21 protein-coding genes and 3 tRNA genes are annotated in these 19,126 nt (G+C 67.8%); 14 read left to right on the top strand and 10 right to left on the bottom strand.

The genetic code is table 11. The annotated features are described in order from the left end of the window. The first annotated feature begins 177 nt into the window (after window positions 1-177). Both YWM_RS26115 and YWM_RS0107485 read left to right on the top strand, forming a co-directional pair. Window positions 178-477: a hypothetical protein gene (locus YWM_RS26115; protein WP_156914690.1), complete on the top strand. Its 300-nt coding sequence runs from the start codon at window positions 178-180 to the stop codon at window positions 475-477. Window positions 478-692: 215 nt separating this feature from the next. Continuing rightward, window positions 693-1,076, top strand: a complete 384-nt coding sequence (locus tag YWM_RS0107485) for a DUF2784 domain-containing protein (protein WP_028850200.1) — start codon at window positions 693-695, stop codon at window positions 1,074-1,076. Here the strand turns inward: YWM_RS0107485 and YWM_RS0107480 are convergent. Then, complete coding sequence (locus tag YWM_RS0107480; RefSeq protein ID WP_028850199.1) at window positions 1,073-1,540, bottom strand: MarR family winged helix-turn-helix transcriptional regulator; 468 nt, start codon at window positions 1,538-1,540, stop codon at window positions 1,073-1,075. The two genes, YWM_RS0107485 and YWM_RS0107480, sit on opposite strands and share 4 nt — an antisense overlap. 28 nt (window positions 1,541-1,568) lie before the next feature. Beyond that, a complete protein-coding gene (locus YWM_RS0107475; protein ID WP_028850198.1) occupies window positions 1,569-2,795 on the bottom strand; it encodes an NAD(P)/FAD-dependent oxidoreductase in 1,227 nt (408 codons plus the stop codon). 182 nt (window positions 2,796-2,977) lie between these two features. On the opposite strand from YWM_RS0107475, the gene orn reads away from it, so the two are divergent. Next, the gene (orn, locus tag YWM_RS0107470) at window positions 2,978-3,589 is read left to right on the top strand and encodes an oligoribonuclease (protein WP_028850197.1); all 612 of its coding nucleotides are present in this window, start codon (window positions 2,978-2,980) and stop codon (window positions 3,587-3,589) included. 113 nt (window positions 3,590-3,702) lie between these two features. Here orn and YWM_RS27040 read toward each other — a convergent pair whose 3' ends face one another. Continuing rightward, the gene (locus YWM_RS27040) at window positions 3,703-3,828 is read right to left on the bottom strand and encodes a hypothetical protein (protein WP_281168807.1); all 126 of its coding nucleotides are present in this window, start codon (window positions 3,826-3,828) and stop codon (window positions 3,703-3,705) included. A 100-nt stretch (window positions 3,829-3,928) separates the two neighbouring features. Between YWM_RS27040 and YWM_RS26110 the strand changes: the two genes are divergently transcribed. Beyond that, window positions 3,929-4,072, top strand: coding sequence for a hypothetical protein (locus YWM_RS26110; RefSeq protein ID WP_156914689.1), 144 nt, complete (start codon window positions 3,929-3,931; stop codon window positions 4,070-4,072). Between the two features lie 3 nt (window positions 4,073-4,075). On the opposite strand, the gene YWM_RS22590 is transcribed toward YWM_RS26110, so the two are convergent. Continuing rightward, a complete protein-coding gene (locus tag YWM_RS22590) occupies window positions 4,076-4,723 on the bottom strand; it encodes a TetR/AcrR family transcriptional regulator (RefSeq protein ID WP_169720968.1) in 648 nt (215 codons plus the stop codon). A 131-nt stretch (window positions 4,724-4,854) separates the two neighbouring features. Between YWM_RS22590 and YWM_RS22585 the strand changes: the two genes are divergently transcribed. Further along, complete coding sequence (locus YWM_RS22585; RefSeq protein WP_245565956.1) at window positions 4,855-5,865, top strand: NAD(P)-dependent alcohol dehydrogenase; 1,011 nt, start codon at window positions 4,855-4,857, stop codon at window positions 5,863-5,865. 62 nt (window positions 5,866-5,927) lie between these two features. Here the strand turns inward: YWM_RS22585 and YWM_RS0107445 are convergent. Next, window positions 5,928-6,000, bottom strand: a tRNA-His gene (locus tag YWM_RS0107445). A gap of 72 nt (window positions 6,001-6,072) precedes the next feature. Then, window positions 6,073-7,299, bottom strand: coding sequence for a L,D-transpeptidase (locus YWM_RS0107440; protein WP_028850196.1), 1,227 nt, complete (start codon window positions 7,297-7,299; stop codon window positions 6,073-6,075). Between the two features lie 226 nt (window positions 7,300-7,525). On the opposite strand from YWM_RS0107440, the gene YWM_RS0107435 reads away from it, so the two are divergent. Next, window positions 7,526-7,601: transfer RNA gene (locus YWM_RS0107435), tRNA-Lys, on the top strand. Between the two features lie 268 nt (window positions 7,602-7,869). Further along, entirely contained in the window at window positions 7,870-8,325 is a 456-nt protein-coding gene (locus YWM_RS0107430; RefSeq protein WP_028850195.1) for a VOC family protein, read from the top strand. A 44-nt stretch (window positions 8,326-8,369) separates the two neighbouring features. On the opposite strand, the gene YWM_RS0107425 is transcribed toward YWM_RS0107430, so the two are convergent. Continuing rightward, the gene (locus YWM_RS0107425; protein ID WP_028850194.1) at window positions 8,370-9,251 is read right to left on the bottom strand and encodes an SDR family NAD(P)-dependent oxidoreductase; all 882 of its coding nucleotides are present in this window, start codon (window positions 9,249-9,251) and stop codon (window positions 8,370-8,372) included. A 440-nt stretch (window positions 9,252-9,691) separates the two neighbouring features. On the opposite strand from YWM_RS0107425, the gene YWM_RS0107420 reads away from it, so the two are divergent. Together YWM_RS0107420 and YWM_RS22580 are read left to right on the top strand one after the other, a co-directional pair. After that, window positions 9,692-10,933, top strand: coding sequence for an MFS transporter (locus YWM_RS0107420; protein WP_245565955.1), 1,242 nt, complete (start codon window positions 9,692-9,694; stop codon window positions 10,931-10,933). A 499-nt stretch (window positions 10,934-11,432) separates the two neighbouring features. Then, the gene (locus YWM_RS22580) at window positions 11,433-12,683 is read left to right on the top strand and encodes a GGDEF domain-containing protein (RefSeq protein WP_043660154.1); all 1,251 of its coding nucleotides are present in this window, start codon (window positions 11,433-11,435) and stop codon (window positions 12,681-12,683) included. On the opposite strand, the gene YWM_RS27155 is transcribed toward YWM_RS22580, so the two are convergent. Further along, window positions 12,641-12,790 carry a DUF6455 family protein gene (locus tag YWM_RS27155; protein ID WP_425426518.1) on the bottom strand — a complete coding sequence of 50 codons (150 nt, stop codon included), beginning with the start codon at window positions 12,788-12,790 and terminating at the stop codon, window positions 12,641-12,643. The two genes, YWM_RS22580 and YWM_RS27155, sit on opposite strands and share 43 nt — an antisense overlap. 194 nt (window positions 12,791-12,984) lie before the next feature. On the opposite strand from YWM_RS27155, the gene YWM_RS0107410 reads away from it, so the two are divergent. Both YWM_RS0107410 and YWM_RS0107405 read left to right on the top strand, forming a co-directional pair. Then, window positions 12,985-14,658: an LCP family protein gene (locus YWM_RS0107410; protein ID WP_043660071.1), complete on the top strand. Its 1,674-nt coding sequence runs from the start codon at window positions 12,985-12,987 to the stop codon at window positions 14,656-14,658. Window positions 14,659-15,070: 412 nt separating this feature from the next. Then, window positions 15,071-15,550, top strand: a complete 480-nt coding sequence (locus YWM_RS0107405) for a helix-turn-helix domain-containing protein (protein ID WP_028850191.1) — start codon at window positions 15,071-15,073, stop codon at window positions 15,548-15,550. Window positions 15,551-15,553: 3 nt separating this feature from the next. Here the strand turns inward: YWM_RS0107405 and YWM_RS0107400 are convergent, their stop codons facing one another. After that, window positions 15,554-17,038 (bottom strand): flavin-containing monooxygenase, encoded by a 1,485-nt coding sequence (locus tag YWM_RS0107400; RefSeq protein ID WP_028850190.1) that lies wholly within the window; start codon window positions 17,036-17,038, stop codon window positions 15,554-15,556. 117 nt (window positions 17,039-17,155) lie between these two features. On the opposite strand from YWM_RS0107400, the gene YWM_RS22575 reads away from it, so the two are divergent. Together YWM_RS22575 and YWM_RS26780 are read left to right on the top strand one after the other, a co-directional pair. Beyond that, entirely contained in the window at window positions 17,156-17,788 is a 633-nt protein-coding gene (locus YWM_RS22575; RefSeq protein ID WP_052344651.1) for a TetR/AcrR family transcriptional regulator, read from the top strand. 131 nt (window positions 17,789-17,919) lie between these two features. Next, the gene (locus tag YWM_RS26780; RefSeq protein WP_245565954.1) at window positions 17,920-18,429 is read left to right on the top strand and encodes an NADH-quinone oxidoreductase subunit E; all 510 of its coding nucleotides are present in this window, start codon (window positions 17,920-17,922) and stop codon (window positions 18,427-18,429) included. Window positions 18,430-18,659: 230 nt separating this feature from the next. On the opposite strand, the gene YWM_RS0107385 is transcribed toward YWM_RS26780, so the two are convergent. After that, on the bottom strand, window positions 18,660-18,890 hold the full coding sequence (locus YWM_RS0107385) for a DUF3618 domain-containing protein (RefSeq protein WP_028850189.1): 231 nt from the start codon (window positions 18,888-18,890) through the stop codon (window positions 18,660-18,662). 145 nt (window positions 18,891-19,035) lie between these two features. Between YWM_RS0107385 and YWM_RS0107380 the strand changes: the two genes are divergently transcribed. After that, window positions 19,036-19,117 (top strand) — tRNA-Leu (locus tag YWM_RS0107380). The last annotated feature ends 9 nt before the right edge of the window (window positions 19,118-19,126 follow it).

Here is a 19,126-nt window from a genome sequence, read left to right as displayed (position 1 = left end):
AGGTCACGACGGAAATCAACCTTTCGTGCAATTCCTCCTTCCGGAGCGGGACATCCGAGTGCGCGGCACCGCATCATGTGTCGAGGTCACCGCGGTCGCCTCGGGCTCGCCCGGGCGCGATGGTGAACCCTCCGCTTGTGTCGCGCCGTGTACCAAGCGCTGTGTACCCGGCACTGGATGGAGGTCATCGTGTGGTTTCACTGGGTGCCGCTGTTCGTGCTGGTCACGCTGATCGTGATGCGGGTGCTGTGGAACCTGGACGACAGGCCCGGGGCCGCCGGCTCCGCCGCGTTGTCCGCCACCCGCGCCGGCAACACCGTGAACAGGCTGCGGTCAGCAGCCCGTGCGGTGCGGGAGAACACGTCGGCGTCCGCATCCACCGCGTTGCACCAGTGCTCGGCGGCCTGCCGGGCGAACAGCTCGTTCTTGGCTCCGCGGTGCAACGGGAAGCTGCGCTGCCCCAAGTCGGCCCGCTAGCTCCCGGGGCCGGGCGGCGGGCCGGGTTGTGCGCCGCTGCCCACCAGTCCGTGCAACCGGGCGCGTTGCACCCCACCGCGACCCGCTAACCACCGCGACCGGCCGGGTTGCGCGCCACAGGCACCAAGGCCCAACCCCTCCGCACTGCCCGGATCTCCGGGGCGTTCTCCTCGCTTCCACCCTGGCCGGCGCGCCGTGCGGCCTAGAATCGACGTGTGTACGCGGTGCTGGCCGACGCGATCATGATCGTGCACTTCGGCTTTCTGGCCTTTCTCGTGCTCGGCGGCTTCCTCGCGTGGCGTTGGCCGCGCGCGATCTACGCGCACGCCCTCATGGTCGCGTGGGGCGTGATCATCACCGTCTTCTCGCTGGAGTGCCCGCTGACCGGCCCGGAGGACTACTTCCGGCGCAAGGCCGGCCAGGACGGCCTCGGACCGACCGGCTTCATCGACACCTACCTCACCGGTGTGATCTATCCGGAGGAGGACATCGTCCTGGTCCGGGCCCTCGTCGGAGCCGTCGTGCTGGTGTCCTGGATCGGCTTCGCCGTGCTGCAGACCAGGCGCGCTCGGGCCAACAGGACGACGGTCGGCCACTAGGAGCGCTCGAAGTCCGGAACTCCCGCTTGGGCGAAGCGAAGCTTGTCGCACAGCTGCTGTAGCTGGTGCAGTTCGTCGGCGTCGAGTCCGGCGCCGACGTAGTGGGCGATGGCCGCGGCGTGTTCTCGGCCGACGCGGCGCTGCACGGTCGCTCCTTGTTCCGTCATGGCGACGATCGTGCCGCGACCGTCGTCGGCATCCGGTTCGCGGCGCACCAGCCCCCGTTGCTCCATGCGTTCGACGAGCCTGCTGAGACTCGGTTGGCTGAGCAGGATGTGCTGGTTCAGCTCCCGCAGCCGGAGACGCTTGCCCGGGAAGCGGCTCAGGTTGTACAGCACGTCGTACTCGCCGAACGACACTTCCGCACCGCGAAACTGCTCCCGCAGGCGTCGCAGCACGGCCACCTGGGCACGAAACAACGACTCCCAGCCGTCCACCGCGGCGCTCACCTTGGCCCGATTCACGACCCGATCGTGCCACGGGCCGGGCGGCTCAGCGTTGCGCCAGCTCGGCGAGATCCGCCGTCCGCAGCTCCTCGGCCGTCACGGACACCCGCCGGTCGACCATCGCTTGCAGCGCGTCGCCGTCGTCCCACTGATTGACGTTCATCGCCGCTTCGACCCGGCCGTTGCGCAGCCAGAACGCGGTGAAGTCACGAGCGTCCAGATCGCCCCGCACGACCAGTTCGTCGCTGTGCGGGTCGGCCAGCCCGCGGTACTCGCAGCCGAGGTCGTACTGGTCGGTGAAGAAGTACGGCGTCGCCTCGTACGGCTGCGGTTCGCCGACCAGGTTCTTCCCGGCCCGCTCCCCCTGGCCCTTGGCGTTGGCCCAGTGTTCGACGCGGATGCGGCGGCCGTAGCGCGGGTGGAAGTGCGACGCGATGTCACCCGCAGCGAAGACACCCGGCGCCGCGGTGCGCAGCCCGGCATCGACGGTCACGCCTCCGTCGTCGGCCATTTCCAACCCTGCCGATCGGGCGAGTTCGATCCGTGGTGCCGCGCCGACCGCCGACAGCACCAGATCCGCCTGCACCTCGGTGCCGTCGGTGAGCCGCACGCCGGACACCTGACCTTGGCCGGTGAAGGCGGCGACCCCGGTGCCCAGCCGCCACTGCACGCCGTGCTCGGTGTGCATTGTGTGGAACACCGAGGCGATCTCCTCGCCGAGGACGTCCAGCAGCGGCAGTGGCCGCACGTCGACGACGGTGACTTCGGCGCCCAGCGTGCGCGCGGCCGCGGCGGCTTCGCAGCCGATCCAACCCGCGCCGACGATCACGACGTGGCGGGCCGCCTCGATGCCCGCGCGTAGCTCCAGCGAGTCGTCGAGCGTGCGCAGCGTACGGATGCCCTCGAGGTCGGCACCCGGGACGGGCAGAGTCCGTGGCCGCGAGCCCGTGGCCAGCAACAGCCGGTCGAACCGGTGCTCGCCGCCGTGCGAATCGGTCACCACCCGGGCGCCCAGCTCCACTCGCACCGCCTCGACACCGCGACGCAGGTCGATGCCGTTGCGCACGTAGAAGTTCTCCTCGTGCACCCAGTCCGGCTCGTCCCGCTCCGCCAGCAAGATCGCTTTGGACAGCGATGGCAGTTCGTACGGGCGATGCTGCTCGGCGCCCAGCAGCAACAGTTCGCCTTCATATCCCTCGGCCCGGGCAGCGGCGGCCGCGGTGGCCCCGGCCAGACCGGCTCCGACGATGACGATCCGCTGTGGCTCTGCCATGACGTCACGCTACCGCGCTGACCGCGCGGCGCACCCGCTCCGTTGCGGCGTCACGCGGACGTGGCCGAATCGTAGTTTCGCGGTGGCGATGTGCCGGGCTTGCGCCCGCCCGGGGTCGCAGTTTGGTCGCACTGCGCGGCGGTCCGACACGCCGGTGCCCCGGGTCCGATATCGTCCAGCGGGTGAACGACAGGCTGGTGTGGATCGATTGCGAGATGACCGGGCTCGACCTTTCCAAGGACGCGCTGATCGAAATCGCCGCCCTGGTCACCGATGCCGACCTCAACGTGCTCGGGGACGGCGTCGACGTGGTGATCCACGCCGATGACGAAGTGTTGGCGGGCATGCCGGACGTGGTGCGCGAGATGCACAACGCCTCCGGCCTGACCGAAGAGGTGCGCGCGTCCACGGTGACGGTGGCCGAGGCCGAGCAGATGGTGCTCGACTACGTGCGGCAGTACGCGCCGGAGCCGCGCAGCACGCCGTTGGCGGGGAACTCGATCGCCACCGATCGCAACTACATCGCGCGCGACATGCCCGAGCTGGACGCCCATCTGCACTACCGCATGGTCGACGTCTCGTCGGTCAAGGAGCTGGTCCGGCGTTGGTACCCGCGCGTGTACTACGCCAAGCCGGAGAAGGGCATGGCGCATCGCGCGCTGGCCGACATCAAGGAGTCGATCGCCGAGCTCGCCTACTACCGACGCACCGTGTTCGTCGGTCAGCCCGGCCCCTCGTCGGACGAAGCCAAGGCGGTCGCGGCGGACATCCTGCAGAGCGGCCAGGACTCCTGAGCAGTCAGCGAAGAACGCGACGCCGCGACCACCGGATTCGTTGGCCCGCGACCCGTCACCGCTGCGCGGAAAGGCAGTGTGGTGACGGGAGTCAGCCGGCGAGCGGAAATCGGCTACGCCGTCGCGTGTCGCTTGGCGACGCGCGGCGCAAGCGCCTTCTGCACAACTCCCCGCACGACGCCGCGCAGCCGTGGAGCGGCGATGATCTCGACGTTGTCCTCGGCGGGGGCGCGTCCCACCTCGTCGGCAGGGCGCGGGTCGCCGACCTGCGTGCCGAGACCTTACTGAGCCGGAGGGCACTCGAGCGGGTGCTCGCAGCCGCCACGGGAGTTCGGCCAGGTGGACGGGCTGGTGTGCGATCAAGCGCTGACCGGCTACGACGGTGCGATCGACGAGCCGAGCGCCGCAGCTCGGACCGGCACTGGGCGGTCGATACGCGCGCGCGCCTCGATCCTGCTCGTGCAGGCATTCGCGGCGCCGTGAGCGTCAGCGAGTTCGCCGAATGGTCCGGCGTGCACCGGACATCGACGTCAGGGCACCTTGCCCGGCACGAAATTCCGGGTCGACGTCCGAGGCTTGACGTCGCATCCCTTCGGTGATGACGTCGGCGAACCGTCGTGCATTACGGACCGCATTCCGCCGCTCCGACATCGCGACAGCCCGCACCGCCGTCACTGCCATGAGAAGGTCGCTACCGCGAAGATCGGGCCGGGCGTCGGCTTCTTTTCGAAGCCGCTCCGCGAGCGTCGACAGGTGCGCGAGTACCGCGCTCTGAAACCTCGCCATGAGGGGCGTCCCGCGGTTCTCCGCGAACATCGACCCGGCGAATCCGGGGGCTGCGGACTCCAACTCGGCCACCGCTTCGAGCGTTCGAGCAAGACCGTCCCACGGCACGTCAGCCGAGACGGCTTCCTCGAGCAGAGCGAGACAATGCCGCACCTCGGCGCCGAAGACGGCGTCCACCAGATCGCTTCGAGCAGGGAAATGGCGATACAGCGTCGCAGTGCCCACCTGCGCACGGCGCGCGATCGCCGCCGCAGGCACATCGAAGCCGTCGGAGATGAAGAGCTCCCGCGCCGCGGCGAGCAGCCGAGCGTGGTTGCGAACGGCATCCCGCCGCGGCGAATGAGGCACTGCAGTCACTCCCATCCGAGAGGATCACCGAACTTGTCGTCTCACTTCATCGTGAAACGGGCGATACTGCCCACTTTCTCTCGTAGCGTCCGCGATGGCACGTACAACAGCAGCATCGCGAGGAGTTCCCGATGGCAGACACGCCTTCGGACATGATGAAAGCAGCGTCATTCGACCGCTTCGGCGGACCCGAGGTTCTCCGCATCGTGGCGCGGAGGCGTCCAAGAGCGAAGGCGGGTGAGCTCGTCGTCCGCGTCGACGCCACGACGGTGAACGGCGGGGAGATCGCCCAACGGCGGGGGAAGCTGCAATGGATCGTGCGCACCGCCCTCCCCGCCCACCCCGGCATCGACCTGGCTGGTGAGATCGTCGGGACTGGGCCCGGCGTGACCGGACTCCACGTCGGCGATCGCGTGTGGGGCACGGTCGACGAGCGTGGCCCGGTTGGTACTGCGGCCGAGTACGTGGCCGTTCCCGCCGTGCTGCTGGCCCGAATGCCGGAGGCGTGGACGCCACAGGATGCGGTCTCTCTCGTGGCCGGGGGCGCCACGGCACTCATCGGCCTGCGCGACAAGGCACGCCTACAGCCGGGGGAACGCGTTCTGGTCCGCGGCGCGGCGGGAGGAGTCGGTAGCGTGGCGGTGCAGGTGAGCAAGGCCCTGGGTGCGCACGTGACCGCCCTCGCTCACCCCCGCAGCTTCGCCTTCGTCCGTGCTCTCGGCGCGGACGAAGTGATCGACTACCACCGGTCGCCGGCCGACCTCGACCGCTTCGACGTCATCTTCGACACCCGTGGCACCCAACTGGGGCGCTGGCGTCGCAAACTGACTCGATCGGGACGCATGGTCGCGATCGCATTCGATCTCGATCGACCACGGCGCAGCCTGCTGGCCATCGCCGCCTCCGCCGTCTTCGGCAGTCGACGCATCCGGTTCTTCCTGGGGCGTCCCACGGCAGAACTGTTCGACGAATTGCGGCACCTCGCCGAGAGCGGCTCCCTACGTTCCGTGGTCGATCGCGTCTATCCCCTCGAGCGCATTCGCGATGCCCACGCCGATGCGGAGGCCGGCGGTGTGCACGGCAAGATCATCGTCGCGCCGCATCGTCCGGCTGATGCGCCATCGCATGCGGCCGGCGTCTGAACAGCCACCGAAAAAGGCGAGGTCCGAACCGCGTTCGTGCGGTTCGGACCTCACTCTGCCGGGGTGGATAACGGGACTTGAACCCGCGCCCTCCTGGACCACAACCAGGCGCTCTACCAACTGAGCTATACCCACCGCGCGGCGCGTCGTGATCGCGCCAGCCACCACATCGTAGCGTGGCTGATCAGAGCGCCGACGACCGGACCCCTAGTCCGCGGAGCCCTTCTGCCATTCCTTCCACGACATCTGCCAGAAGCTCCACCCGTCGGTCGGTTCGAGCTTCGGGCCGTCCGAGTTGCGCACGATGAAGATGTCGCCCGGCTTGGTCTGATCCATCAGCCAGCGCGCGTTCTCGGTGGACAGGTTGATGCAGCCGTGGCTGACGTTGGTGTTGCCCTGCGCCCACACCGACCACGGCGCCGAGTGGTAGAAGATGCCGCTGTTGGACAGCCGCACCGCGATCTCCACGGTGGTGCGGTAACCCTCGGCGGCGTCCACCGGCACCCCGTAGGTGCTGGAGTCCATCGTGTAGTTGGTGTGCTCGCTCATGACGGTGTAGGTGCCTTCCGGGGTGTTGTGCCCCGGCTTGCCCATCGCCTGCGGCATGTTCTTGACCGCCTTGCCGTCGATGTAGACCACCAGCCGGTGGGTCTTACCGTCGGCCACCGCCACGAGCTTGCGGCCGATCTTCATCGACGACGACACGTCGGACATGCCGTACATGCCGTCACCCAGGTTCTTGCCGTAGATGGCCGCCTTGACCCGGACCTTGGTGCCCGGCTCCCAGTACTTCTTCGGCCGCCAGACCACCCAGCTGTCGTTGAACCAGTGGAAGCCGCCCTCGGTCTTCTTGCTGGTGGTGATCTTCAGCGCACGCTCGGCCGCCTTGCGGTTCGGCACCGGCGCGGAGAACTGGAACGAGATCGGCATGCCGACACCGACGGTCTGCCCTTCCGGCACCGACATCGTCACGCTGATCTGCCCCTTGGGCTGGACCGTGGTGAACGTCGAGCGCTCGACCGTCTTCTCGCCGTCCTCACCGACGCCGCGCGCGGTGAGCTTGTACTGCTTGCCGTAGCCCAGCGGCTCGGCCGACGACCACTTGGTCTTGTCCGCCGACAGTTTGCCCTTGACCTTCTTGCCGTCCGGGTTGACCAGCGTGACGCTGGTGAGCGTGCCGTTGTCCGCCTTGACCGTGACCGGTTCGCCCGGCGCGACGTTCTTCTGCTTGTGCTTCGGCGTCAACGTCAGCGCGATCGGCTTCGGCTCCGGCTTGGCGGCCTCGGACGGCTTGCTACCCCCGCCGCTGGACGCACCGCCCTCGGACGGGCCCGCTGTACATCCGGCGAGCAGCAATCCGGCAGCCAGGAACAACGCGGCTCCCCGCCGCACGAACGCCCGCTCGCGTCGAGTGGATGCACCCCGCTTGACCATGTAACTACCCCGCCTGTCTGTATCCCCGCATAACCCCTGACGGGCGCCCTCGGCCCGACGATCATTCAGACGTGTTCAGTCTGCACGAGGTTGCCCATGACTTGGGTCAACTATTGCTAACACCGAGAATATCTTTGTCGCACCCCCTGTGCGCGGACCCGAACCGGCGCGTGCTACCTTTTCTGACGTCGCCGACGAGGGCCGGAGTCACCGGCCGGAGGCACCAGCGCCATTAGCTCAATTGGCAGAGCAGCTGGCTCTTAACCAGCGGGTTCGGGGTTCGAGTCCCTGATGGCGCACCATCACCCCAGGTCAGAGCGCCTGGGGTTTTTTCATGCCGTCGGCACGTGGCGCCGCTGCTGCCGTCGGACGCCGCAGCGGCCACTGCCCATCACGGTCGCAGCGCTTACGACCCCGACGTGTTCTGCAATACACGCGAATGGCCCAACGGAAATCGCCCGCACCGGCATGCCGGACGACCGTTCCGATGAGTATGTCGCGCTTGCCCGGTCTACACCGACGTGCAGGTGGCCGCGGCACCGTCGCGGCCCGAGACGGAACGGAGCAGCCATGAGCAGCGTGACCACCTTCCTCTGGTTCGACAAAGGCGCGGAGGACGCGGCCGAGTTCTACGTGTCCGTGGTCCCGAACTCCCGGATCCTCGACGTGCAGCGTGATCCGGACAGCAATGCGCTCGCAGTGCGGTTCACCCTCGACGGTCAGCAGTTCGCCGCCCTCAACGGCAACCCGAACTTCCAGCCCAACGACTTCGCGTCGATCTACCTCGAGCGATCCACCCAGGAGGAGATCGACACGACGTGGGAGGCGTTGCTCGACGGCGGCACGCCGACCGCGTGCGGCTGGCTGCGCGACCGGTACGGGGTGTCCTGGCAGGTCATTCCCGCCGAGCTACCCGGCCTCCTGAGCGACCCCGACCCGGCCAAGGCGCGCGCCGCGACCGAGGCGATGCTGGCGATGCAGAAGATCGACATCGACAAGATCAAGGAGGCACACGCGGCTGCTTGACCGGACCCCCGATCGGCTCGCCGGCGGGCGTGATCCGGAGTGGCTCACGCGGTTTGCAGGGCCTCCACCCGTTCCCGCAGCCGCGGCGGCAACCGCTTCTCCAACCCGTACGGCTCGAGATGCGCACCGAAGATCTCGTCGAACGCGCGGCGCACTGTCTCCGCGCTCCATCGCTCCCGCCGCAGGATCGGCTCCTTGAGATACGGCTGCCCCACCACGTGCAGCTGTTCGCCGTTGCACCGGATCATCTGACCGGTGATGCCCTTGGCGGCATCCGACAGCAGAAACACCACGAGCGGCGCCACCAGGTCCGGTCCGCGGTCCGGCGGGATGATCGTCGCCCGGCGCGACGAGGCCTCGACCATGCGCGTGTACGCCACCGGGCACACCGCGTTGACCTGGACGCCGATCTCCTCCATGTCCAGCGCCCACGAGTAGGTCAGTGATGCGACAGCGCCTTTGCTCGCGGCGTACGTGGCGAGTTTGCGCTGCCCGAACGAAGCCCCGGACGAGATGTTGACGATCCTGCCGCCGCCGGAGTCGGCCATCACCTGGGCGGCGGCCGTCCCGGTGTAGATGGTGCCCAGCACGTTGACCCGGATCAGCTCGGCGACCGGCTCCGGGGCGTCCTGCCAGGACACCGCCTCGTAGTTCAGTCCGGCGTTGTTCACCAAGCCGTCGATCCGGCCGAACTCACCGGCACACATCGCCACGAGCGCCGTCGCCTGCTCCGGATCACCGACGTCGTGCCCGCTGACCGCGACGCGACCGCCGAAACCGCGAATGCGCTCCGCCACCGCTTCCGCGCAGTCCACGTCGACGTCGTTGACCACCACCGACGCGCCGTGTTCGGCCGACTGGACGGCGTACTCCGCGCCCAGCCCACGACCCGCACCGGTGACGACGACCGCTTTGCCTGCCAGCATCTGCTCGACATCGGCGACCGCACCGTCGACTTGTTGTGCTTCGCTCGCCCGCCAACTCCGGCTCTGCCCGTGCTGCATGTCCCGCTCCTTCGCCTGCCGTGACGCGCAATCTCGCCGATGGCGACGCGTCGCACTGAGCCTGCGGGGCGCCTGATGGGTCCCGTGCCCTCAGTCTCCTGCGCAGGTCAGGACGGATAAGCGGGCCAGCGGCGAGCGGTCGGCGGAGCGGGCCGAGTGCGCACGCCCGACCAGTCCGGCGTAACAGCCGAACCGGTAGGAGCGACAGAATTTGTGACACACCGTCATCAGACTTGTACTATGTGGAGTCGCGCGGCAACGAGTCGATCACGGCCGGCCCCCGCTCGTCATACTCGCGACAGGGAAGTCTCTGCCTATGTGCACAACGATCGCGGCCCACCATCGAGGGGAGCATGGCGTCTGTGCGCAGAACTGAGCGCAAGCAGACCACCATTCCGCGGTTCAGTCGCGTCGTCGCGAACCGCGAGTTCCGCGGCCTGTGGCTGGCCGAGGCGCTGTCCATCGCGGGTGACCAGCTCGCGAAGGTCGCCTTGGCCATTTTGGTGTATCAGCGCACCGCCTCGCCACTGTGGTCGGCCGTGGTCTACGCGATGACGTTCCTGCCCGCGCTGTTCGGTGGCCTGGGGTTGTCCCAGCTCGCCGACCGCTTCCCCCGCCGCACACTGCTGATCTGGTGCATCCTGGCCCAGGCGGCACTGGTCGGAATCATGGTGATACCCGGGATGCCGCTCCCGGTGTTGTGCGCGCTGGTCTTCTTCGTGGCCATGTTGTCCGCACCGACGAATGCGGCGCAGAACGCCACCGCGCGGGAAGCCTTCGACGACGACGCCGAGTACCTGCGCAGCCAGGACCTGCGCGGCATCACCACCAACACGATGATGCTGCTCGGGCTGGCCGGAGGCGGGCTGCTGGTCACCGCGGTCGGGGTGCCGTGGGCGCTGGCGATCGACGCGGCCACGTTCGTCCTCGCCGCGGTCATCATCCACCTCACCGTGCGCTGGCGGCCCGCCGCGGGCAGCCCGGAGGACGGCTGGTTCGCCGGAGCGCGCATCACCGCGTCCGACCCGCATCTGCGCGTCCTGTTCGCCATGGCGTTGCTGGTCGGGCTGACCGTCGTACCCGAAGGCCTCGCCGCTCCGATCGCCGCGCAGATGGACGAGCCGGACGTCGCGGTCGGGTGGCTGCTCGCCGCCGACCCGCTCGGCTTCGTCATCGGCGCGTTCGTTTTCTCGCACTACGCCTCGCCCGCGACCCGGCTGCGCCTGATGGGGCCGTTGGCGGTCATCTCGTCCGCGGCGCTGCTCGGCTTCGCGGTGCAGCCGCCACTGGTGGTCGCGCTGCTGCTGTTGGCAGCCTCCGGCGCCAGCGGCGCGTACATCCTCACCGTCGCCGCGACCGTCAACAGCTCGGTGGCGAACAACGTCCGAGGGTCCGTGATGGGCCTGTTCCGGACCGCCTTACGGGTGACGCAAGGCCTCGGCGTGGCGCTGGGCGGCGTGGTGGCCACGGCGATCGGTTCGGCGACCGGCACGGTTGCACTGGCCGGCGCGCTGGGGGTCCTCGCCGCCACCGCAGTCGCCGTGGCGTGGGCCCGTCAGCGGGTGCGGCCCGGCGCCGTCAAGGTCGCTGCGGACGTCGGCTAAGTCAGAAGTCACGGTCGTACACAGGGGGTCCTTTCCACACAGCAACTCGCTTCGACTCGGCAGGGGCGCGGAATCAGAAGTCGCGGTCAGACATGAAATCCTCCACAGTCCACAAAGGGGTTTTTCTTGATCATCACCGGTGATCAGAAGTCACGATCAGACAAGGTAGTCACCTCCGATCGACAACAACGCGTTTCGGCAAGCATCATGACAGAAAGCTACAGGCCTGTGAACTGTCGGTGCACGCGCAGTGAGATGATACTGGCAACAGGCCGAGCGGAGTTTCTCATAGGCACCCGCCGGGCAGCTCACCGCTCACCATCGGGCGGGAGCGGGAGGTAACCGAGTGGCTGGATCGAGGCATCGGCCGCAGTCGCGAGCTCCGGCCGAGCACCCCGCGAGCGGCGCTCATGGGGCCTGTCCAGCACGCTCGGACGACGGGGCACCGGTCATCCCCGCGCAACGTGCCGGCTATCCACGGCACGTCCGCCAGTGGCTGCTGTGGCAGCGACCGAAACGATTCATCGTTTTTCTCCTGGTCGCGGAAACAATTGCCGTCGCGGTCCTTGCCGTGACATCCGTCAATTCGCCACCGGTGCGCTCGATCGACGTGATCCAGTTCGCGATCCTGGCCACTGGGGCGACAATTCACATTCAATTGACCCGCCGCCAGGAAGCGCGTCGGAGAAATCGCGGACTGCGCGGGGTATTGATCGATCTGACCGCGGTGTGGATCTTTCCCGCGGCGATTGTTCTGCCCGTCCCGTTGATCATCGCCTTGGTGGCATTGGTGCGTGTCCAGCGCTGGTTTTCCGCCCGCCGACCTGCGCACAACTTTTTGTTTTCGTCGATCACCCACGCGTTGGCCGCGTCCACCGCGCACCTGGCCTACACGGCGCTGGATCCGACGGACTGGGGTCTGCTGAGCGGGTGGCAGTTCATCAGCGAGTTCGGGTACCTCGTGGTGGCCGCGCTGGTCTACGAGGGCGTCCAGATCCTCTACGTGGGCAGCATCATCGCGCTGAACACCAGCCGTCCGACGCTGCAGAGCTCGCTGGGCACGAAGGCGGACAACGTGCTGGAGGCGGTCACCATCGGCCTCGGCGCGGTCACGGCGATCCTGCTGGTGATCATGCCACCGACGGTGGCGATCATGGCGGTGGTCACCGTGGTGTTCAACCGGCTCGCCGAACTCGATCAGCTGCAGTCGGACGTCCGCACCGACCCGAAGACCGGCCTGCTGAACATGCGCGGCTGGACCGAGTCCGCGCATCGCACGTTCCAACGCGCGGTGCGCTCGGAGAGCGGGCTGGCCGTACTGATGATCGACTTCGACCACTTCAAGGACATCAACGACACCTACGGCCATCCGGCGGGCGACGACGTGCTGCGCCGGGTCGCGGAGCTGCTCACCGAGGTCACCCGGCCGCAAGACGTGGTCGGACGGTTCGGTGGCGAGGAGTTTCTGGTGCTCATCAGTGATGTCGACGCGCTGCAGGCGTATCACACAGCCGAGCGGATCCGGCATCGCGTGGCCACGTCGTCCATCACCACGCGCGGCAAGCGCGGCGAACCGGTGACCATCACCGACCGCACCACATCGATCGGTGTCGCCGTTTATCCGCAGCACGGCCGAAGTGTCGACGCGTTGCTGCACGCCGCGGACGCAGCGGTTTACCTGGCCAAGGAACAAGGCAGAGATCAAGTTCAGCTGGCCGGCGACAGTACCGAATTTCCCGCAAGGTACTGATTTCCCGTTGCTCGCCGCCCGGGCCGAGCCAGCCACCCGGCACAAGTACGGCTTTGCTGACATTTCCGGCACCTCGTGACGTTTTTCGCACCAATCGGGTTGCTCACCCGGTCGAACGTGAAGACATACCCCCGGGTTACGGATGGCTAACCCGTCACCCGTTACCGTGACCGCACAAATCGCGCGTCCTGCGCTGAGCGAGCCCTGGCGTATGCGACGCTGCGACAAGCGGGACAACCCAGAAATGGCCCAGCGCGTCTCATGCACGGGGCCCGGCAACGGGATGGCGAAGGGAGCAGTTGTGGCGTACAGGCCACGCTCGGACGGCGGACGCAGGCTGCCACCGTCGTGGCACAGTGACGCGACGCGTCCTGTCCCGCGGGCTACACCACCGCGGCCACACCCATCGGGTAGACCACCCGCCGGTCGCGCAGGCGGTGCGCCGCCGCGCAGGCCGGCGGGACGTCAACCGGCGAAGAAGCCGACTCCGCCCAACGTTCCGGCCCTGGCGGGCAAGATCATCGTCGCGCTGGTCTCGGTCCTGGTGATCGCGTTCACCGGCTACGGCTACGCGAGCCTGCAGAACTTCACCACGGGCATGGAATCGGTCGACGTCATCGCGGGCGGGGACTCCGGCCCGCTGCCTGCCGACGGTTCGCGCGACATCCTGCTGGTCGGCATGGACAGCCGTCAGGACACTCAAGGGAAGACGCTGCCCAAGAGCCTGTTGAAGAAGTTCAAGGCGGGCAAGGACGAAGGCGAGAACAACACCGACACGATGATCTTGCTGCACATCCCCAACGACGGCAGCAAGGCGGTGGCCATCTCCCTCCCCCGCGACTCCTACGTGGAGATCGCCGACGGCTACGGCAAACACAAGCTGAACTCCGCTTACGGACGCGCCAAGAACGTGACCGCGCGCGAGCTGCGCGACTCCGGCGAGACCGACGAGCGGACCATCTTCCGCAAGTCCAACCAGGCAGGCGCGAAGCTGCTGATCAAGACGGTCGAGGACCTCACCGGGCGGACGATCGACAACTACGCCTCGGTCAACCTGCTCGGCTTCTACGAGATCACCCAGGCCCTCGGCGGCGTCGAGGTGTGCCTGAAGGAGGCCACGCAGGACGAGAAGTCCGGCGCGAACTTCAAAGCGGGCAAACAGACCATCTCGGGTGTGAAGGCGCTGGCGTTCGTGCGGCAGCGGCACGGCCTGCCGCGCGGCGACCTGGACCGGGTGGTGCGTCAGCAGGTGTTCATGGCAGGCCTGGCCCGCAAGACCATCTCGAGCGGCACGCTGACCGATCCCGGCAAGCTGTCCGATCTGGCGAAGGCACTGAAGCGGTCGGTGGTGCTCAACCACGGCTGGGACATCATCGACTTCGCCAAACAGATGAGCGGCCTGTCCGGTGGCCAGGTGCAGTTCACCACCATCCCGGTGGTCGGTGACATCAGCACGCCGGAGGACGGCTTGGCGCTCGAGGTCGACCCGCAGCAGGTGCGTGAGTTCATCGCGAGCCTGTCCGGCAGCGTGAAGAAGCCGGTCAAGAACAAGCCGGACCCGAAGCACGCGCAGGTGACCGTGGACGTGATGAACGGGGTCGGCGTGACCGGCCTGGCCGCCAGGGTCATGGACAAGCTCAGCGGCCTCGGCTTCAAGTCCGGAACGACCGGCGACATCCCGCCGCAGGACACCACGGTGGTCAAGCACGCGCCGGGCGAGAAGGAGTTCGGCCAGATGGTGGTGGACTCGCTGCCGGTGTCGGCCCAGCTGGTGGAGGACGAGGCGCTGAACCCGGGCCAGGTGCACGTGCTGATCGGCGCGGACTACCCGGAGGACGGCGGCGGCGACGCCACCGGTGGTGGAAGCCAGCCACAGGGCGCGAGTCAGCACGCGACACTGCGGCCCGCGCAGCAACCCCAGCAGGAGGACGACGAGAAGCCGATCACGGCGGACGGGATCCGCTGCGTCTACTGACGAATTGAGATGTACCGGGTCGCCGCGCGGCGGCTCTGACCATGGCGACCCGTACGGGGCCGGTTCGGAGGCCAACGGCATAGGCCTGATCGGCGGAACGAGCTTGCTTTCCGGCTTCGCGGCAGCGCGGGATCGTCGACCGGATTCTTCGGGCCATGCGAAGGCGCTGAACCGTCCCGGCGTCGTCCCCACGGTGGCTCCCAGGAGCCTGCCCGGAGTCTGCGGCACCGCCCGCCGCCCTTCGGCTTCGCCGCTCCCGGCTTGCCCGCGGACCGGCGGGCACCTCTACTGTCCGGTTCCTCCCACGGCCCCGCCCGCTCCTCGGTCCACCGAGCACCACCTGATTGGCGTAACCGACAGAATCCTGTGTCGTCTTCGCGTCATGCCCGCCCGGTGAATCCGTCCCGTCGGCGTGCAGGTGAATGGCGAGCTTTACCAGCAGGCGCTGGGTGAGGAGCTGCGCTTGCTGCGGAAACGCCGCGGCTGGACGCGTAAGCAGCTCAACCAGCACCTTCAGAGCGACATCTCGCTCCAGACGCTGGCGACATACGAACTGGGCACCCGGCAGTGTTCTGTCGTCCGGTTGGCGGAGATCTGCGTAGCGCTGGGTGAGCAACCTCACGAGTTGCTGGCCCGCGTCGACCGGACGGTGTTCGCGGCCGCGCCCGGGGACGTCCAGATCGACCTCATCAAGGTCGCGAGCGTCGACGAGCCGGATCTGCTCCCGCTACAGCGGTGGGCCGCCGGACGCCTGGAGCAACCCGGGCACAGCACCCAGATCTGCCTCAACAAAGCGGCCGTCGAGCAGATGGCCGAGCTGTGCGGCCTGGCGCCCGAAACCCTGCTCGACCGGCTGCGCGAGCTGGCGGTCGGCGGCGACGGCCACCGCTGAGGGTCAGCGGGCCGCGGCCGGCACCCGCTGGACGAGCTCGAACTCGCTCGGGTCGACCGAGCGGGTCTGCAGCCAATAGCGCCAGGTGAACCCGGGCCAGATCGTCCGGTTGACCCCTTGTGAGTCCAGATACCAGCTGGTGCATCCGCCGGTACTCCACACGCCCTTGGCCAGCTTGCGTTGGATCTCCCGCTGGAACGCCTCTTGCGCTTCCGGGCGCACCCGCAGCGCCTGAGCATCCGAGGACTCCACCAACCGGATGGCGTCCAGCACGTACCGGACCTGCGACTCGATCATGAAGACCACCGAGTTGTGCCCGAGGCCGGTGTTGGGCCCGAGCAGGAAGAACAGGTTCGGGAAACCTTCGACGCAGATCCCGCGGTGCGTCCGCATGCCGTGCGTGGCCCACTCCTTGGCCAGGTCGCGCCCGTCCTCGCCCTCGACCGCCAGGTGGTCGAACGCGTCGGTGACATGGAACCCGGTGCCGTAGATGATCGCGTCGACCTCGTGCTCGACCCCGGCGCCGTCGACGATGCTGTGCTCGCGCACGTGCGCGATGCCCTGGTCCACCACGTCGACGTTGTCGCGGGCCAGCGCCGGGTAATAGTCGTTCGACTGCAGGACCCGCTTGCAGCCCATCACGTAGTTCGGGGTGAGCTTGGCGCGCAGTTGCGGATCCTTGATGTGCTTGGCGATCTGCCGCTCGGCGATCTTCGACGCCAGCTTCAGCAGCGTCGGATGCCCGTTGAAGCCCAGCACCCGGGCCTCCAGGAACCAGTAGAGCGCGTTGCGCACCAACCGCTGCGCGCCCGGAACCCGCCGGAACGCCGTGCGCATCCACCCCGGTATGGGTCGATCCGGCTTCGGCATCACCCACGGCGGCGTCCGCTGGAAAACCGTCAGCTGTGCCACTCGCGGAGCGATCTGCGGGATGAACTGAATCGCGCTCGCCCCGGTTCCGATCACCGCGACGCGCTTGCCGTTCAGGTCGTAGTCGTGATTCCAGTTCGCGGAGTGGAAAGCCTCGCCCTGGAAACGTTCGATGCCATCCAGATGGGGGATGTTCGGAATGTGCAGCGCTCCCACTCCGCTGACCAGAAAGCGCCCCTGATAGCTGCGGCCCTGCGCGTCCTGAACCGTCCAGACACCTTCGGCCGCGTCCCATTGCGCGCCGACCATTTCCCGCCCGAAGCGGATGAATCGCCGCAGACCGTACTTGTCGACCAAACCCTTGAGGTAGCCGAAGATTTCTTGCTGGCCGGAGAACCAGCGCGACCAGTCGGGGTTTTGCTCGAACGAGAAGGAATACATGTGCGACTGGACGTCGCACGCACAGCCGGGGTAGCTGTTGTCCCGCCACGTGCCACCGATCTCGTCGGCCTTCTCCAGGATGATGAAGTCGTCCCTGCCCGCCTTGCGCAGTTGGATGGCCATGCCCAGGCCGGAGAAACCCGTCCCCACGATCACTACCGTGGTGCGCTCCTGCACACCGGCCTCCGCCATATCCTGCGCGCCCACTGCCGGCCTCCGTCTCGTCGTCGAGCATTTAGGTGTTACCGGCAGTCCACCTTACCGGAAGTAAGTTCGGTTGGATAGAGTGCTGGAGTGAGCACCACCGGCAAGCGCAAGCGAGTGCCGCGCGCCGAGCGCGAGCGGCAGATGATCGCGGTCGCCGTGCAGGTGTTCGCCGAGCACGGCTACCTCGCCGCGTCGATGGACGACATCGCCGAACGCGTCGGTGTGTCCAAGCCGATGCTGTACGAGTACTTCCATTCGAAGGAAGGCTTGCTTCTCGCCGCACTCCGGCAGGCAAGGGCCGAACTCCTCCAAGCCACCGAACGCGCACTTGCGGCCGCGACGTCGGCGGAAGACGCGCTTCGCCGCGGGCTGCTCGCCTACTTCCAGTTCATGGACCAGCGACGCCAGGCATGGGCACTGCTACGACACGAGCTGGGCGTCCTGGGCCCCGCGGCGGCGGAAGAGGTGGAGGCCATCCGCCGCCAGCAGACCGAGCTGCACATGCGTCACTTGCGCCGCTTCGCCCCGCACGCACCCGAGGACGACCTCGAGGTCGCCGCCGAGATCTTGGTCGGTGGATGCGAGCGGATGGCCGCGTGGTGTGAGCGCAAACGTGACATTTCGCCCGAACGAGCGACAAACTATGCGTGGGGCGTGATCTGGGGTGGGCTGTCCAGCCTGGGTACGCGGTTCACGACCAGTAGCAGTAACCGCGCGTAACGTTAAGCGGCCGCCATTTGGAGTAGTGGGACTGTCGGCCGTTCGGGTTATTTCTCATTTCGCGTCATGGATTCGGACGGCAGCTCTCTCGACAGTGACACACACTGCACGAATGAAGGGGGTGGGGATCGATGGAGGCCATCACCGCGACATATGTCCAGGATGATGCGGACTGGACGATCACCGTGAGCGGGAGGGGGAAGACGCTCACGGGGCACGCGCCCGGCATCATCGCGGCCAGGGACATGGCCGATCAACTGGCCGAGCGGCTCGCCCCCGACGAACCGGGGCGCACGGTCGTGCACCTGCTCAACGGCAGCGCACTGGACTTCACCGCCGCCTACATCGAGGCGCGGATGAGTCGCACCGCAGCGAACGAGGCCCCGGAACCACCTGCTCAAGACGAACCAGCCGGAGCTGAGGCCCCGGCCGAGGAGAAGCAGGAGGCCGAGGCGTCGGTTCCGGCCCAGCCCGCGAAGGGCACCAAGCCGGAGGTGCCGAAGCAGACGCCGAAGAAGCCGAAGCGGGCCAAGGCCGCCAAGCGGCCTGCCAAACAGGCCCCCAAGGACGACTCGTCGGAACATCCTGAGCCCGCCGGGTCGGCCGAGGAAGCTGTTCCCGCGGCGGCCAACCAGGCCTGAGACTTCCGCGGCGGGCACCCGCCCGCCGTGAGCACAGGCGACGAGCACGTGCCGCCAGTTCGTGCTGCGCTCATGCGGACTGCGATCAGTGCGCATTCGCTCCGCCCGCATCGCCGGCGCGGCGCACTCAGCCTGCTGGCCGATTCGACGAGCCGGGCGGCAGGCGCTGCCGTCGTTCGCTCCCTCTGCCCGCGCGGACGACTGCACTTAGGCCGCTGTCGCCTTGTGCCCTACTTCTTCCGCCGGAACAGCTTGCGCAAGAACAGCAAGGCAACCAGCGCGCCGACACCCATCAGCGAGTACTTGACCGCCGGCTGCTCGAGCTTGGCCTGCACGGACGACTTGGCGTTGTCGGCCAGTCGCTTCGGGCTGGCTTTCGTGCCGAGCTGATCCAGGGTCTCCGCGAGCGCGTCACGCGCCTTCTCGATGTCCCGCTCGATCGCTTCCTGGTCGCGGACCACGTAACCTCCTCAGCTCGTGCCCAGCTCGTACCACCGCTGGTAGACGTCAGGCTAGATCATCCCCCGACCGGCCTTCGGCAGTGACACCGCATGTCGGCCGGCCACCACCGGGTGGTTGAGCGGTGATCTAGCATGGGGAGCGTACGCGGGAGTGGCGTAATTGGCAGCCGCGCGGCGTTTAGGTCGCCGTGTCTTCGGACGTGTGGGTTCGAGTCCCACCTCCCGCACTTGCTCTC

Source organism: Thermocrispum municipale DSM 44069 (assembly GCF_000427825.1).
In the GTDB taxonomy this organism is placed as follows: Bacteria; Actinomycetota; Actinomycetes; order Mycobacteriales; family Pseudonocardiaceae; genus Thermocrispum; species Thermocrispum municipale.
This window is presented reverse-complemented; position numbering and strand designations above follow the sequence as displayed.